The organism is Paeniclostridium hominis (assembly GCF_014306135.1).
Taxonomy (GTDB): Bacteria; Bacillota; Clostridia; order Peptostreptococcales; family Peptostreptococcaceae; genus Paraclostridium; species Paraclostridium hominis.
On record NZ_JACRWD010000001.1, the window covers coordinates 398,470 to 414,482 of the forward strand.

General features: G+C 26.3%; 15 protein-coding genes and 1 riboswitch. Of the genes, 14 read left to right on the forward strand and 1 reads right to left on the reverse strand.

What is annotated here, in order from left to right:
• Positions 1-101 precede the first annotated feature (101 nt).
• Positions 102-205: riboswitch (TPP riboswitch) on the forward strand.
• 106 nt (positions 206-311) lie between these two features.
• The 7 genes from thiD (at position 312) to H8891_RS01970 (ending at position 6,077) form a co-directional block, all read left to right on the forward strand.
• A complete protein-coding gene (thiD, locus tag H8891_RS01940) occupies positions 312-1,115 on the forward strand; it encodes a bifunctional hydroxymethylpyrimidine kinase/phosphomethylpyrimidine kinase (protein ID WP_187004951.1) in 804 nt (267 codons plus the stop codon).
• Between the two features lie 31 nt (positions 1,116-1,146).
• A complete protein-coding gene (thiM, locus tag H8891_RS01945) occupies positions 1,147-1,932 on the forward strand; it encodes a hydroxyethylthiazole kinase (RefSeq protein WP_187004952.1) in 786 nt (261 codons plus the stop codon).
• Complete coding sequence (tenA, locus tag H8891_RS01950; RefSeq protein WP_187004953.1) at positions 1,932-2,606, forward strand: thiaminase II; 675 nt, start codon at positions 1,932-1,934, stop codon at positions 2,604-2,606. Before thiM ends, tenA begins: the two co-directional genes overlap by 1 nt.
• Positions 2,607-2,650: 44 nt before the next feature.
• Positions 2,651-3,268, forward strand: a complete 618-nt coding sequence (gene thiE, locus H8891_RS01955; RefSeq protein ID WP_187004954.1) for a thiamine phosphate synthase — start codon at positions 2,651-2,653, stop codon at positions 3,266-3,268.
• Positions 3,261-3,866, forward strand: a complete 606-nt coding sequence (gene thiT / locus H8891_RS01960; protein WP_187004955.1) for an energy-coupled thiamine transporter ThiT — start codon at positions 3,261-3,263, stop codon at positions 3,864-3,866. Before thiE ends, thiT begins: the two co-directional genes overlap by 8 nt.
• A gap of 471 nt (positions 3,867-4,337) precedes the next feature.
• Positions 4,338-4,598, forward strand: a complete 261-nt coding sequence (locus H8891_RS01965) for a hypothetical protein (RefSeq protein ID WP_187004956.1) — start codon at positions 4,338-4,340, stop codon at positions 4,596-4,598.
• Between the two features lie 219 nt (positions 4,599-4,817).
• Positions 4,818-6,077: a 5'-3' exonuclease gene (locus H8891_RS01970; protein ID WP_187004957.1), complete on the forward strand. Its 1,260-nt coding sequence runs from the start codon at positions 4,818-4,820 to the stop codon at positions 6,075-6,077.
• A gap of 53 nt (positions 6,078-6,130) precedes the next feature.
• On the opposite strand, the gene brnQ is transcribed toward H8891_RS01970, so the two are convergent.
• Positions 6,131-7,402 (reverse strand): branched-chain amino acid transport system II carrier protein, encoded by a 1,272-nt coding sequence (gene brnQ, locus H8891_RS01975; protein WP_187004958.1) that lies wholly within the window; start codon positions 7,400-7,402, stop codon positions 6,131-6,133.
• Positions 7,403-8,256: 854 nt separating this feature from the next.
• Between brnQ and yjeM the strand changes: the two genes are divergently transcribed.
• The 7 genes from yjeM (at position 8,257) to H8891_RS02010 (ending at position 16,013) form a co-directional block, all read left to right on the forward strand.
• A complete protein-coding gene (gene yjeM / locus H8891_RS01980; RefSeq protein WP_187004959.1) occupies positions 8,257-9,798 on the forward strand; it encodes a glutamate/gamma-aminobutyrate family transporter YjeM in 1,542 nt (513 codons plus the stop codon).
• 471 nt (positions 9,799-10,269) lie between these two features.
• A complete protein-coding gene (locus H8891_RS01985; protein WP_187004960.1) occupies positions 10,270-10,776 on the forward strand; it encodes an RNA polymerase sigma factor in 507 nt (168 codons plus the stop codon).
• Positions 10,777-10,790: 14 nt separating this feature from the next.
• The gene (locus H8891_RS01990) at positions 10,791-11,651 is read left to right on the forward strand and encodes an anti-sigma-V factor rsiV (protein ID WP_187004961.1); all 861 of its coding nucleotides are present in this window, start codon (positions 10,791-10,793) and stop codon (positions 11,649-11,651) included.
• Between the two features lie 334 nt (positions 11,652-11,985).
• The gene (locus H8891_RS01995) at positions 11,986-13,518 is read left to right on the forward strand and encodes a phosphoenolpyruvate carboxykinase (ATP) (protein ID WP_187004962.1); all 1,533 of its coding nucleotides are present in this window, start codon (positions 11,986-11,988) and stop codon (positions 13,516-13,518) included.
• 234 nt (positions 13,519-13,752) lie between these two features.
• A complete protein-coding gene (gene hpf, locus H8891_RS02000) occupies positions 13,753-14,292 on the forward strand; it encodes a ribosome hibernation-promoting factor, HPF/YfiA family (RefSeq protein ID WP_187004963.1) in 540 nt (179 codons plus the stop codon).
• A gap of 186 nt (positions 14,293-14,478) precedes the next feature.
• Positions 14,479-14,781: a DUF898 family protein gene (locus tag H8891_RS02005; protein WP_187004964.1), complete on the forward strand. Its 303-nt coding sequence runs from the start codon at positions 14,479-14,481 to the stop codon at positions 14,779-14,781.
• 155 nt (positions 14,782-14,936) lie between these two features.
• On the forward strand, positions 14,937-16,013 hold the full coding sequence (locus H8891_RS02010; RefSeq protein WP_187004965.1) for an efflux RND transporter periplasmic adaptor subunit: 1,077 nt from the start codon (positions 14,937-14,939) through the stop codon (positions 16,011-16,013).

Consider the following 16,013-nt stretch of genomic DNA (forward strand, 5'->3'; position numbering starts at 1 on the left):
TAAAAAAACACCACCTTAATAAAATATTAGGGTGGTATTTTTTTATATAAATTTTTGTTGACATATGTATAAACTAAGCTATAATAAAATTGTAATCTAAAATGAATAGCTAGGGGTGCCTTATGGCTGAGAGATGAATTTTTATTCATTAACCCTCAAACCTGATCTGGATAATGCCAGCGTAGGAAAGCTTTACTTAATATACAAATGTAATTTATTTGCATAGAAATTTAAGGCCATATTCCTACTTAGGGATATGGTCTTTTTTGTTATTAAATAAAACTTATAAGAACTATAAGGGGGACTACAAAATGGAAAAGTACAAAATACCAACTCTTACAATAGCAGGTTCTGACTCCTCAGGAGGAGCTGGGATTCAAGCTGATTTAAAAACTTTCAGTGCTATAGGAACTTATGGAATGAGCGTTATAACTGCTATTACAGCTCAAAGTACACAAGGAGTATTTTTAGTAGAAGAGTTAAGCAAGGAAATAATTAAAAAGCAAATAGAGGTTGTATTTGATGATATACCTCCTAAAGCTGTAAAAATAGGTATGGTATCAAGTCCAGAAATAATAAAGGTTATAGTTGATACTCTAGATAAGTATAATCCTAAAAATTTAGTAGTAGATCCAGTTATGATTTCTAAAAGTGGATATTCACTTTTAAAACCAGAAGCTAAAGAAAATTTAATTAAATATCTTATACCTAAAGCGTACATAGTAACACCAAATACACTAGAAGCCCAAGAGATAGCAGATATGAAAATAAATAACCTAGATGATATGAAATTAGTTGGGGAAAAAATCTTATCATTAGGTCCTGATTATGTTCTTATGAAAGGCGGCCATCTAGATGGAGATGCAGTAGATGTTTTAATTGAAAAAGATACTTTTGAAATTTATAAAAGTGAAAGATTAGATATGAAAAATACTCATGGGACAGGGTGCACATTATCTTCTGCTATAACTGCATACTTAGCACTAGGATTAGATGTTAAAGAAGCGATTTCAAAAGCCAAGGAATATATAACAAATGCAATAAAATATAGTTTTGACATAGGTAAAGGAGTAGGTCCTGTACATCATTTCTATAAATTTGATTTAAATAAATAATAAACTAAGGTAAACGGGAGAGAGATAAAATATGTTTGATTTATTAAGTAAAGTAAGAGATATTAATCCATTGGTACTTCATTATACAAATGAAGTAACTATAAACGATTGTGCAAATATTACATTAGCGTTAGGTGCAAGTCCGCTTATGAGTTATTCTTATGAAGAACTTGAAGAGATAATTCCACTTGCAAGTTCAGTTGTTATAAATATAGGAACAATGAACTCATCACATATTGACTTATTTTTAAAGGCAGGAAAAATTGCTAATAAATTTAATAAGCCAGTAGTATTAGATCCAGTAGGTGCATTTGCAACTAAGTCAAGAGCTTTATTAGTAGAAAAGTTAATAAATGAAGTTAAGTTTGATGTAATAAAAGGGAATTCTTCAGAGATAAAATACATAGGTGGATTTGATGTTAATGGAAAAGGTGTAGATTCTTTTGAAGAAGATGAAAATATAGATGACATCATAAAAAAAGTATCTAAAAAATTAGAATGTGTAGTAGTTGCAACAGGAAAAGTTGATGTTATAACTGATGGAGTAAAAACTATAAAAGTTTATAACGGATCTTCTAAGTTAAAAAGTATAACAGGAACAGGATGTATGAGTGCTAGTTTAATAGGAAGTTATTTAGGAGCTAGTGAAAATAAATTAGAAGCGGCTAGTATGGGAATTCTTACAATGAGTTTATGCGGAGAATTAGCTGATAAAGGAAACATAGGAATTGGAAGTTTCAAAGTTAGTTTAATGGATAATATATATAACCTAAATGAAGAAACACTAAATAAATTTTCTAGGGTGGAGGTATTTTAGTGAGATTTACAGATTATTTATTTAATGAAGTTAAAGACATATGGAAAAGTTATCTAAATCATCCTTTTGTAAATGAAATAGGTGAAGGAACATTACCAAAAGAAAAATTTAAAAGATACCTTATACAAGATTATTTATATTTAAAAGAGTTTTCAAGAGTATTTGCAATGGGAATGGTAAAAGCAGATACTATCAAAGAAATGAAGTTTTTCAATAAGGCAGCAAATGGATCTATAGAAGATGAAGCTGCGATACATATTGAGTACATGAAAAGATTAGGTGTAGCACCAATAGTAGCAGAAAAGTGCAAACTTGAAATGGTTTCAAGTAGCTATATAAGTTATATGCAAGCAGTATCTTTAACAGGTGGAGTAAAAGAAATAGTAATGGCAACTCTGCCTTGTAACTGGAGTTATAACTATATTGGTCATTATTTATATGAAACATACAAAGACAATTTAGAAGGAAACTACTACAAAGATTGGATAAAAATGTATGCAGATAATGAATTTGATGAGATATTAAAAGAGTGGTTAGAATATACAAATCATATATGTAAAAATTTAAGTGAAGAGGAAATAAAAAAACTTACAGAAATATTTGTAAAGTCTAGCTTATATGAATTAGATTTTTGGAATATGGGATATGAAGAAGTAAATAAGGATGATGTTTAATTAAAAGTATTAAATATATTTAAAAATTGTAGGGAGATATAATAATGAAAGAAAAATTAAAATTATACTTAGTTACTGACTCAGATATATTAAAAGGAAGAGACTTTTATAAGTGTATAGAAGATGCTTTAAAAGGAGGAGTAACCACTGTACAATTAAGAGAAAAGCAAGCTAATGGCAAAGAGTTTCTAGAAAAAGCATACAAACTAAGACAACTTACTAGAAAATATAATGCACTATTTGTAATAAATGATAGAGTTGATATTGCTATGCTTTGTGATGCAGATGGAGTACATGTAGGGCAAAGTGATATTCCTTTAAAAGAAGTTAGAAAACTAGTTGGAGATAATAAGATAATAGGAGTATCAGCACATAACATAAAAGAAGCCAGAGAAGCTAAAAATAATGGAGCTGATTATATAGGTGTAGGTGCAATGTTTAATACTTCTACTAAAAATGATGCAACATTAGTAACGTTAAAAGAATTAGAAGAAATAGATAAAAATGTAGATATACCTAAAGTTTTAATAGGTGGAATAACTTTAGACAATATAGATACATTTAAAGATATAAATGTAGATGGACATGCAATAGTATCAGCTATATTAAAAAGCTATGATATATATAATGAGTGTTTAAAATGGAGGGGAAAAAATGATTAATGCAATTATAATAATAGGGAGTATAGCGTTTTTTCTATACTATCTTAAAGGTTTAAAAAATGCTAAAATTAATGCTAAAATAATAGTTACAATAGGTATGTTTAGTGCTATATCATATATACTTAGTATGATAGAATTTATAAAATATCCACAAGGTGGAGGAATTTCATTATTTTCAATGTTACCAACAATGTTATTATCAGTATTATGTGGAAACACTATAGGAATAACAGGTGGTCTAGTATATGGTTTATTAAAGTTATTAAATGGTGCTTATATAATTCATCCAGCACAATTTTTACTAGATTATATACTACCAACAATGTTACTTGGACTAGCGGGAACATTTGGAAAAGAAAAAAAATCAAAAGTTATATTAGGATGTTTATTTGCTTTAGCACTTAGTGTATCTATGAATATAATATCTGGATGCGTATTCTTTGGAGATTATGCTCCAGAAGGTATGAATGTATTTGTTTATTCATTCTTATACAATGTGTCAAGTTTAGGGGTAGAAGGATTATTGTCAACTATAATAATTTCTATATTACCTCTTAATAGATTTAATAAAGCTTTAAATTTAAGTGGTAATCAATAAATTCAAGGGGATGTTTCAAAATAGTTATCATTAGATATCTACTTTGAAATACCCCCTATTTTGTTTATAGGAAATATTAAATTAATTATATTTGCTTTAAATAATCTTTTAGTAAAAGACTTTTTATTAGGTTGACAATATATACTATAAATATAATAATGTAAGTAATAAAAAGAGGTATTATTGTATATAGTTTCATTGGAGAAGTTTTTAATAAAAATAGTAAAAATACAAGTTAAAGATGAAAGTGTAAAGTAGTATCTTATACAGGGACTTATCAAGAACTTTTAGATAAAAAGTTTAATAAGACTAAATCAGATGCCAAGTTTGAGTACAAACAAGATAATATAAGGATGAGATTTATAAGTTAAAATAAGAGTATTACGAATAAAATTCAAGTAATATAGTTGACAATATATAAAAATAGAATGTAGACTGTATTTTATAGATGAATAGAAAGAAGGTAACAAAATGGAAGAAATATACAGATTAATAGAAGATAAAATAAAAAATGCTGGTTACAATGGACCTGTAAGTGGAGAAGAAATATATGAAGAAATATGTGACGAAATAGAAGAAAAAGAAAATGGAAGTTATATATTTATGTCAAAGAAAGAAGATGATATATTCTTTGAATATAAGATAGATGTTATGGATGAAAACTTCAATTTATCTTATATAGATATAAACACTCCAATGGGAAAAGTACATGTAGATTTTGATGCAGAATAAATAATAAATAAAGAGTTCTAAGAAAATAAATCTTAGAACTTTTTTATTTAAAATATATAAATTTAGGCAATTAAGTTAATTAACCAAATGAATAAAATTTTTTTATTTAGATGAACATTGTAAGTTTAGGGGGATAATTACTCCCATTAAAAATATTAACTTAGTATGATATAATTAATTTATTATAATTAATTAAACTTACACAAAGAGGAGACAAATATGGATTTATTTGATTTACTAGAACAAAACCAAGCCAATAAAGATAAAATCAAAGAATCTGAATTAACTAGAGGTGAATATATAAGACTTAATAGTTATGTTGGATCTAGAATGAATACAGATTTTAGAATAAAAAATAAAGAAACAATAAAAGATAATAAAAAAGAAAAATCTATATCAGAGGATATAGTTAAGATAACTAAAGAAAAATATTTAAATTTAGATAGTGATAAAAGTAAAGAAAAATTACTTATAATAGATGGTTCATCACTTTTAAGCACTAATTACTTTGCTAGACTTCCTAGACAAATAATGTTTGCTAAAACTATAGAAGAAAAAGAACTTCACTATGATAAAATACTTCAAACTAAAGATGGAATATATACAAATGGAGTATACGGATTTATGCAAGTTATGTTATCTATGATAAAACAGCAAAAACCTACTCACATAGCTGTATGTCTAGATTCTACTCGTATGACTTTTAGAAAATTAATATATGATGATTATAAAGGTACAAGAAAACCTATAGAAGTTCCACTAAAAGAGCAATATGATTTATTAAGAGAAATACTTGAAACTATAGGAGTTAAGGTATTTATATCTGAGCCTAGTGATAATTATGAAAATGTATTTGAAGCTGATGATTTTGCTGGTACCTTGGCTAAAAAATTTCAAGAAAATATACCAGTAGCTTTATACACTAAAGATGAAGATTATTTACAATTGGTAGACTATAACACTACAGTGTGGATGAATACATCAAAAGCAAGTTCATTAGCAGAGATATGTAATATAGATTTAAAACATTTTAATCTTCCTAATAACACTTTTGAATATAGTGTAGACCTTTTAAAAAAGGTAAAGAATCTAAAACCGTCACAAATTATAGATTATAAGGCTATATCAGGAGATACATCAGATAACATACCTGGAATAAAGGGTCTTGGAGATACAACAAGTATACCTCTACTTCAGAAATATGACACTTTAGAAGATATCTATAAGTCTATAGATGGACTAGATGATAAAGGGTTAAAGATACTTGCTACAGAGTGGAAAAATGAGTTAGGTATTAGAAATCCTATGAAGAAATTAATTTCAGAAAAAGAAAATGCTTTTATGTCTAAAAAGTTAGCTACTATAAAAACAGATATAGATTTAGATATAACTTTAGATGATTTAAAATTAAACATAGATAAGTCTATATTAAGAGAACAATTAGATAAATATGAAATGAAAAGTATAAAAGATTTTTAGTAAAATGGCTGTATTAATGTACAGCCATTTTTAATTTTAAAAATCAAAGTAATTTAATTATTTGCTTTTTTATCATCAAATAATAAAGTAGCTAGTAATCCACCTAATATAGCAGGAATAACCCAATTAAATCCTAAACTAGAAAAAGGTAGTTTATGAATTATATTTATATTAATACCAAAACTATCTATAATTGTAAGTAAGCTAATTATTAGAGTAGAATAAGCAGCGCCTTTTAAAGTTATATCCTTAGTGAAAATATTTTTAAATATATTCATAACAACTAAAACTATAGAAACAGGATAAATTAAACTTAATATAGGAATAGCTATTTGTATTATTTTATCAACACCAAGGTTTGAAACTAGGGCACTAAAAGTACAGATACAGATTACTATATATTCATATTTTAACTTTTTATTAGTTAAGTCCTCAAAGTATTTACTTGTAACTGATGTTAGACCTATAGATGTAGTAAGGCATGCAAATCCTACAATTATAGCTAAAAGTACAGTTCCAAAATTACCTAAAATAGCACTTGTTATATTTATGAGCAAAGTAGTTTGAGATATATTACTATCGTATAAAGTTGAAGCAGTGGCCCCTAAGTATGTTAATCCACAATAAACTATAGTAAGGCCAGTACATGCTATTAAAGAAGCTTTTATAGTAAGGTTTATATTTTCATTTTTCTCTTTATAGCCTTTATTAATAAATGATGTCATAACAAGTGCTACAACACCACCTATACCTAAAGCATCCATAGTTTGATATCCTTGAGTAACACCAGTTATAAATAAATCATTAGAGTTAACTTTATTTAAATCACCAATAGGGTATAAAATACCTTTTATTATTAAAAATAATAAAGCTGATAATAATACTGGAGTTAAAAATTTACCTATTATATCCATAACTTTAGTTGGTTTTATAGTAAGTATGAGAGTTAATGCAAAAAATATTATTGAAAATATATATGGATTGATATTGTTAAACAATGGTAAAATACTCATTTCAAAAGTTGTTGCACCAGTTCTTGGTATAACTAATATGGGACCAAGACAAAGCATCATCAAAACTTCTAATACAATTCCAAATTTCTTACCAGCTCTTCCTATAACATTTTGTAATGAGCCAGCTTTTGCAACAGCTATAATAGACATTAATATTATCCCAACATCTGCTAATATAAATCCTAAGAAACTTATTAACCAGTTGTTACCAGATGTTAATCCTATGTATGGAGGAAATATTAAATTACCAGCTCCAAAGAACATAGAAAATAAGGCGAATCCTATTATTAATATATCTTTATTTTTATTCATAATTTGACCTCTTTTCTAATTAATTATAATTTTATATGCAAAAAGGCCACATAGTGTACACTATGTGACCTTATTTGCCTAGGATAAAAAAGCCACATAGCATTATCTATGTGGCCTTAAGTACAAGCTAAAATTAGCCATCATAGATACAAACAATTTTGTGTTTGTATCTATGATTATTTATATATACCATAAATACAAACTTAACTATAATAGCCAATAAAAATAAAAGTTATTAACTTGTAAAGAATTAGTTAAGTTTATATTAATCATACTAATTTAATCTCCTTGTTTTAAAATTCGTTCTTTATTAAAAATAATTATATTTAGGAATCTATAAAAAATCAATAGTTAATATAAAAAAATTAAAAAATATTTAAATTTTTTATATTTAAATTTATAGATATTTGAAAGAATATAATGAAATTGCAACAAAATTAATTTGAAAATAAAGTATTTATATAGAATTTATGTTTAAAAAAAATGACGAATAAAAAATATTTAATAAAAAATAAAAGATATTAAATTATATGATTTTAAATTTAGTTCTTTAAAATAAATAAAAAGAGAAAATAATGTAGAAAAAACAATGTAATCCATAAAAATGATAAAAAATATATTTAGATACTTAAAAAATGTAGAAAAATACACTATAATTTAGATTTAAATAAATTTTTCAATTATCTGATTGTTTTTAAAAATAAATAAAGTATGAATTTTTGATAAAATCTAAACAATATTGAAAAATAAGAAAAATGGTGTTATTCTTTGAAATGAAAGGGGATGATAAATTAATAACAATTTTGTTATTAATTTATAAAAAGAAATCATAAATATATTCAAGGGGGATTAACATGTCTAAACCAAGTAATAATACTAAGAAACTTACGTTAGTACCATTAATACTAATGATATTTACATCAGTATTTGGGTTTTCTAACATGCCAAGAGCATTCTACTTGATGGGATACTCAGCAATACCTTGGTACGTATTAAGTGCCGTACTATTTTTTATACCTTATGCATTTATGATGGCAGAGTATGGATCTGCATTTAAAAAAGAAAGTGGAGGTATGTATTCATGGATGGAAAAATCTGTAGGAGCTAAATATGCTTTTATAGGAACATTCATGTGGTATGCATCGTATATGATATGGATGGTAAGTGTATCATCTAGTTTATGGATTCCATTATCTAATGCAATATTTGGGTCTGATAAAACAGCAACTTGGACAATATTTGGACTAGATTCAGTTAAGACATTAGGTATATTAGGAGCTATATGGATATGTGTAGTTACATTTGTAGGATCAAAAGGAGTAGATAAAATAAGTAAAGTAACATCAGTAGGTGGTACTGCAGTTACACTACTTAATATTGTATTATTAGGTGGAGGTATGCTAGTAGTTGCTTTAACTGGGGAATTAGCAGAACCTATAACTAATATTGCTCAATCTTTTACTAACTCACCAAGTCCAAATTATCAAACACCTCTTGCTATATTATCATTCTTAACATTTGCAGTGTTTGCATTTGGAGGATTAGAAGTTTTAGGTGGTCTTGTTGATCAAACTGAAAATGCAGAGAAAACTTTCCCTAAAGGGCTTGCAATTTCAGCAATAGTTATATCTGTAGGATATGCACTTGGAATATTTGCATGTGGTATGTTTACTAACTGGTCTGAAGTATTAGGCGGAGAACATGTTAATATGGCAAATGCTACTTATATACTAATGAGTAACTTAGGATTTAAAATAGGTCAAGGTTTAGGTCTTGCTGAAACTACTTCTTTAGCAATAGGAGCATGGACTGCTAGATTTGTTGGATTATCTATGTTTTTATCATTAACTGGAGCATTCTTTACATTAAGTTATTCACCTTTAAAAACTTTAATACAAGGTGCACCAAAAGAAGTATGGCCTGGTAAATTAGGAGAGATAAAAAATGGTATGCCTATAAATGCAATGATAGTTCAAGCTATACTAGTTGTAGCTATGATACTTATAGTTTCATTTGGTGGAAGTAATGCAGCAGAGTTCTTTGCTATATTAACTTTAATGACTAATGTTGCAATGACAATACCATATATGTTCTTATCTGCAGCATTCCCTGTATTTAAGAAAAAGCAATTAAAAGGTGAATTAGATAAGCCATTTGTTGTATATAAATCTTATGGAGCTGCGATGATAGCATCTGTAATTGTAACTGCTATAATAGGATTTGCAAATATATTTACTATTATAGAACCAGCATTATCTTCTCCAGAAGGTATGTCAAAGACTATCACTATGATAGGTGGGCCTTTAGTATTCTCAGTAGTAGGATTTGGATTATTTACATTTTATGAAATTAAACATGTTAAAAAATCTAAAGAATCTAAAAAGGTTATGGGATAGATTAAAAGGAGAGTATGAACTCTCCTTTTTTTTATAAAAATATTAATTACCTTGGCTACCTAATATATTTGTTATATACAACAAATATATTTTAATTTGAGTATATCCATGTGCTAAGTACAATCATAACTTTAATAATTGATTTAATCTTATGGAAATTCATAAAAACTAAAGGAGTTAAGTTATTTAAAAATATATCTATAAATTAGGAGAGTATATAGTTTTTATAAGGTGAAAATTACCTTGGAAATAATTGAAACAGATAGGATTTTGTTAAGATATTTGAAAAAATTATAGTTTATAGAAAAAAGTATTTAAACAATATGAAAATTATATGTTTTAGGGTATCCTATGGTAGGATACCTTTTTGTATTAAAATAAAAAAATATTATAAAAATGAAAAAGTTAAAACTTTTTGATATGGATAAATCGTCTATATATATGAAGAGGAAAGGAGGCTTCTACATTTAAATGAAATTATTGAGCTCAAATAAAAAAAATAAAGAAGCTAAAGTTAAAGACTATATAGTAAATAATCAAGAAAGTTTCTATAAAATAGCATATAGTTATGTAAAAAATGAAGATGATGCATTAGATATAGTACATGATGCTATATGTAAGGCGCTTTATAAAATAGATTCACTTAAAGATATAGAAGTTGTTAAATCATGGTTTTATAAAATCTTAATAAATAGTTCTATAGACTATATAAGAAAAAATTATAAATATATAAGTCTGACTGAAGAACAATTTATAAATGAACATGAAGTGCACGATAGATATCATGATATAGACCTTGAGAAAGCACTAGATATATTACCTGAAGATTATAGAATTATAATCGTTTTAAGGTATTTTGAGGATATGAAAATTGAAGATATAGCTAATGTTTTATCAGAAAACATTAATACTGTAAAAACAAAATTGTATAAGGGACTAAGACGGCTTAGGATAAAAATAAAAACTGAGGATTATTAAGGAGAATATAATTTATGAAAAATAAAAATAAAATTGATGAATTGAAAGTGGAATATGACAACATTCCTATCCCAGAAAGATTGAAATATGTAGTAAATGATGCTATAGAATCTAAAAAAACATATAAACAAAATCAAAAAAAATGGTTAATTACAGCAGCGTCTTTATGTTTAATAATTGGAGCTGTTAATATAAGTCCAGTATTTGCAGAAAACTTAGAACAAATTCCCGTAATAGGAAGTGTTGTAAAAATAATTAACTTTTCAAACTATGAAATAAAAGAAAATGGATATGAGGCATCTATAAAAGTTCCTAATATAAATGGATTAGATAATAAAGAGTTAGAATATAAATTGAACAAGGAATTTGAAACGCAAGGTAAACAGATGTATAACCAATATTTAGAGGAAATTAAATCATTAAAAGAAGTTGGTAAAATAGGAAATAAAGAAGTTAAGTCTTGGTATGAGATCCAAACTGATAATGATGATATATTATCACTTGTTATTTATAATTATTCTGCGGAAGGTTCATCTGATACTAAGAGAAAATTCTATAATATAGATAAACATAATCAAACTATATTAACGCTACAAGGCATATTTAAAAATGATGATTATATAAAAGTTATAAGTGAAAATATAAAACAACAAATGAAAGATCAAATGAAAAAAGATGAAAATAAATATTATTGGCTAGATGAAGAAATTGATCCTGAAATTAATTTTAAATCTATAAAAAAAGATCAGCAATTTTATATAAATGAAAATAAAGAGCTTGTTATTAGTTTTGATAAATATGAGGTAGGACCAGGGTCTATGGGAGTAGTAGAGTTTGTTATACCAAATGAGGTTATAAAGCATCTAATGAATTAGGGAGGGGATTTTGTGAATTCAAAGGTTTTAATTAGGGCATTATCAATTATCGGATGGATGGGGTTAGTTATAACTATGTATATGATAGTATCTACTTTAAATATGTAAAATACTAAAGTTTATTATTAAGTAAATATATATTTAAAGTTTGACACTACTTTAAATTAAAAAATAGAGTCTATAATATAGGCTCTATTTTTATTTTATTTACACTTTAAAATAAAAGGTGTAGAATAAAATGTAAATATTTTTTTTTAAAGAGTAGACTTTTTGAATTATTATGATATACTAATAATGCAAAAATGATATACTAAATAAACTTGGAGGGGGAATTATGTTTAATATAAATAATATAAATGATGAATTATTTGGTAAGGTTATAGCAAATCCTACGAGAAGAGAGTTAAGAGATTTAGCAAATCATATGGAAATGACAACTGAGTTTAAAAGTGCTAGCTATGTAAGTAAAGTTAGAAATAGAAGTGCTAAAAATACTTATATAGTTGATGAAATAGAAACAGGTGTAGATCAAATGGAAATAACTAAAGCTAAAGCTGACGAAATAGCAGCTAAGGTTTTTGAATATATAAAAGATAAGGAAATGATAAGAGTAGATAGAAAAATGGGAATGAATGATAAATTTTCATTTAACTGTAGACTATATATTTCAAAAAATTATGCTAGAATAGCTCACATGTGGAATAATACATTATTCAATCCAACTGATGCAGAAAATCCAGATTTAGTAAGTATATATGTACCAGAGTGGCCAGAAAGAATAATGTTTGCTTACCCAGAGTCGGGAGTAACATTTATACTAGGTAGTGATTACTTTGGAGAATCTAAGAAATCTTTTTTAAGAATGGCTATGTATAAAGTAAAACAAGCAGGTGGATTAGGATTCCATGCTGGTAGTAAAGTTCTTAGAGTTTATGATAAAAATAATAATCTAAAAGATGTAGGATTTATAATGTTTGGATTAAGTGGAACAGGTAAGACTACCTTAACTATACATGATCATGAACTAACTGGTGAAGAAAAAGCTATAGTAAGACAAGATGATGTTGTATTCATGGATGAAAATGGATACTGTGTAGGTACTGAAAATGGATTTTATATAAAAACAGAAGGGTTAAACCCTGATCAACAAAGTGTTTTATACAAAGCAGCAACTAGCGAAAATGCAGCTTTAGAAAACATAAAAGTAGATGAAAATGGAAAAGTTGATTTTTATGATACAAGTCTTACATCAAATGGTAGAGGTGTTATATTAAGAGAAGAAATAGATACAACAGATGATACTGTAGACTTAGAAAAAGCAAATAAAATAATATTTATAACTAGAAGAAATGATATAGTACCACCTGTAGTAAAACTAGATCCTAAGCAAGCATTAGATGCATTTATGTTAGGTGAATCCATAGAAACTTCGGCTGGAGACCCAACTAAAGCTGGTCAATCAAAAAGATGCGTAGGAACTAATCCATTTATAATGGGACCTGAAATAGAAGAAGGTATGAAACTTAAAGAAATACTACAAAATAATCCTGATATGGAATGTTTCATATTAAATACAGGAAGTGTTGGTGCAAAAGAAAACTTTGAAGGAGAAAAGTTAACTATAAAAGTATCTACTACTATAATGAAAGAAATAGCAAGAGATAACATTGAGTGGATAAAAGATAATGAATGGGGATATATGGTGCCTGTAGAGGTTGAAGGTATAGATATAAATAAATATAATCCAAGAAATTATTACACTAGTGAAGAGTACTCTAAAATAGCTAATATACTAAAATTAGAAAGAAAAGCATGGATAGCTAAATATGAAAATTCAGTAATGGATGAAATAGCAGCTACTAATTAATTCAATAAATATAAAAGCTGTATATAATACTATTATTAAGTATTATATACAGCTTTTTATTATGCTTAGAGTAAAGTATAAAATTACCCCACTCTTACTATTATACCACTAAAAAATTATAAAAAATAGAATAGAAAATATGATTTATTAGGTATATAATTAATTTAAATTAAATACAAGATAACAAATAAATTAAGTATTTAATAATTGTTTTATAACAAGGGGGTACTACTTATGAACATAAGAGTAATTGGCAAAAACATTGAACCTACAGAAAGTATAAAAGCTAAAATAGAAAGTAAGATGGAGAAGTTGCAACAGTACCTAAATATAGATACAGATATTAAAGTTACAATAAGTGCTGAAAGAGAATGCCAAAAGATAGAAGTAACGATAGCACCAGTAAAAGGACATATAATAAGAGCTGAGGATAGCCAAAAAGATTTATATTCTGCTATAGATACTGTATATGATAAGTTATATAAACAACTTAGAAAATATAAAACTAGAATTAAAAATAGAAAACACAATAGTCAAAGCATTAGATTTGAAAATATAGAAGATTATGATTTTGATAATGATATAGAAGAAAAGGATATCAAAATAAAAAGAGTTAAAAAATTTTCAATTAAGCCTATGAGTAGTGAAGAGGCAATACTACAAATGGAACTTTTAGGACATGACTTTTATATGTTTAGAAATTCAGAAAATGATAAGATAAGTACAGTATATAAAAGAAATGGTTTAGGATATGGAATAATTGAAGAGAACTAATTAAAGTAAAAAAGCTATATAAAATGCAAATGCGTTTTATATAGCTTTTTTATTTATAAGAAAATATAATTAAGTAAAAATAAAAAATTATTTAAGATTAATTTAAGGTTAATTTAAACTTTAGTTTATGTACTTTACAATCATTAATATGTATAATATTAAAAAAGTATTAATGGAGGATTAAGTATGAAATCAAGATTTGAAGGTAGCTTATTAGGATTAATTGGTATTAATATATTAGCAGCATTAATAAGTTTTTGTACACTAGGAATAGCTACACCATGGGCTATGTGCCTAAAATACAGTTGGGAAATAGATAATACTATAATAGATGGAAGAAGATTAAAATTTGTAGGAAGCGGAACAGAACTATTTTTTGAATATATTAAGTGGTGGATATTAACTATAATAACTTTTGGTATATATGGATTTTGGTTATATATAAACTTAATAAAATGGAGAGTTAAAAATACTGAATTTGAAAATTAATGAGGGTGATACCCTCATTTTTTTATGAAAAACTTGAATAATAAAGGTTAAGATGTTGTAATTAAATTTTAATCTTTATTAGATGACAACGTATGCCTATTAATATATAATATAATTTGTAAAAAGACAAAATAAGGCAATATGGGGGGATTTTTTTGAAAAAAAATATAAAATTGGGTAAAAAGAAAGCTATTATAGGGTCAATAGTAATAATAGCTCTTTGTATAAGTGGATTTGTCGTATTTAAAAGTAAAAATTCAGATGGAGGAGAAGTAGGTGAAGCAACTCCTGAGATATACACTGTACCAGGTAAGGAAAAAATATTTGTAAATGGAAAAGTTATTCCAAATAAATCGGAAGATTTTTTTATAGATGGAGATAAGGGAGAATTAGATGAGATAAAAGTAGAAGATGGACAAAAAGTAGAAAAAGGGTCAGCTTTATTTTCTTGTAAAAATAAAAGTGCTATTTCAGAAGTAGAAGACTTAAAAGAACAAATAAAAGTTAAAGAAAATGAAAAAAAGAATATAGAAGATGAATTGTTAAAAAAACCTGTTGAATCAGAGATAGAACAATTAAATAGACAATTAAAAAAACTTGAAGATAAAGCATATTCAACAGTACATGCTCCATTTAGTGGTAAAGTATATATAAATGAGCAATCACAGGGAGAAAATCAAACTCCATCTATTATGACCTTAGAATCAGAAGATTTTTATATAAAGGGACAAGCTAGTGAGCAAGATTTATCAAAATTAAGTTTAAATCAAGAAATGGAAATTTTAGTATATTCAACAAAAGAAAAGTTTAAAGGTAAAATTACATTTATAGGAGACAGGCCTTCAACAAATCAAAGTGGAATTGAAAACATGGGAAATCAAAATATGTCTTATTATGATATAAAAATAAATTTTTTAGAAAATCAAGATCTAACAAATGTAAAAAATGGATTTCATGTTCAAAATACGATAGAGGTTTCTAATAAAAAAATAAAAGTTCCATACACTTCACTAATTCAAGAAGATGAGAAGAGATTTTTATATAAGGTTATAGATGGAATAGTATATAAGCAAGAGGTAAAAACAGAAGAAACTAATGATGAATTTGCAGTAGTAACTGAGGGTGTAGGAGAAAATGATGAAGTAATAAGATATGCAGATGATAAAACTATAAAAGAAGGAGAAAGTATTTATCCAAGCAAAGAAACTTCAGTTGAAGGCGAGGGTGAATAA

What these genes read in the sequence shown, in the direction of transcription:
- thiD (WP_187004951.1), top strand. Translation starts at nt 312, where the DNA reads ATGGAAAAGTACAAAATACCAACTCTTACAATAGCAGGTTCTGACTCC.
- thiM (WP_187004952.1), top strand. Translation starts at nt 1,147, where the DNA reads ATGTTTGATTTATTAAGTAAAGTAAGAGATATTAATCCATTGGTACTT.
- thiE (WP_187004954.1), top strand. Translation starts at nt 2,651, where the DNA reads ATGAAAGAAAAATTAAAATTATACTTAGTTACTGACTCAGATATATTA.
- thiT (WP_187004955.1), top strand. Translation starts at nt 3,261, where the DNA reads ATGATTAATGCAATTATAATAATAGGGAGTATAGCGTTTTTTCTATAC.
- H8891_RS01965 (WP_187004956.1), top strand. Translation starts at nt 4,338, where the DNA reads ATGGAAGAAATATACAGATTAATAGAAGATAAAATAAAAAATGCTGGT.
- H8891_RS01970 (WP_187004957.1), top strand. Translation starts at nt 4,818, where the DNA reads ATGGATTTATTTGATTTACTAGAACAAAACCAAGCCAATAAAGATAAA.
- brnQ (WP_187004958.1), bottom strand. Translation starts at nt 7,402, where the DNA reads ATGAATAAAAATAAAGATATATTAATAATAGGATTCGCCTTATTTTCT.
- yjeM (WP_187004959.1), top strand. Translation starts at nt 8,257, where the DNA reads ATGTCTAAACCAAGTAATAATACTAAGAAACTTACGTTAGTACCATTA.
- H8891_RS01985 (WP_187004960.1), top strand. Translation starts at nt 10,270, where the DNA reads ATGAAATTATTGAGCTCAAATAAAAAAAATAAAGAAGCTAAAGTTAAA.
- H8891_RS01990 (WP_187004961.1), top strand. Translation starts at nt 10,791, where the DNA reads ATGAAAAATAAAAATAAAATTGATGAATTGAAAGTGGAATATGACAAC.
- H8891_RS01995 (WP_187004962.1), top strand. Translation starts at nt 11,986, where the DNA reads ATGTTTAATATAAATAATATAAATGATGAATTATTTGGTAAGGTTATA.
- hpf (WP_187004963.1), top strand. Translation starts at nt 13,753, where the DNA reads ATGAACATAAGAGTAATTGGCAAAAACATTGAACCTACAGAAAGTATA.
- H8891_RS02005 (WP_187004964.1), top strand. Translation starts at nt 14,479, where the DNA reads ATGAAATCAAGATTTGAAGGTAGCTTATTAGGATTAATTGGTATTAAT.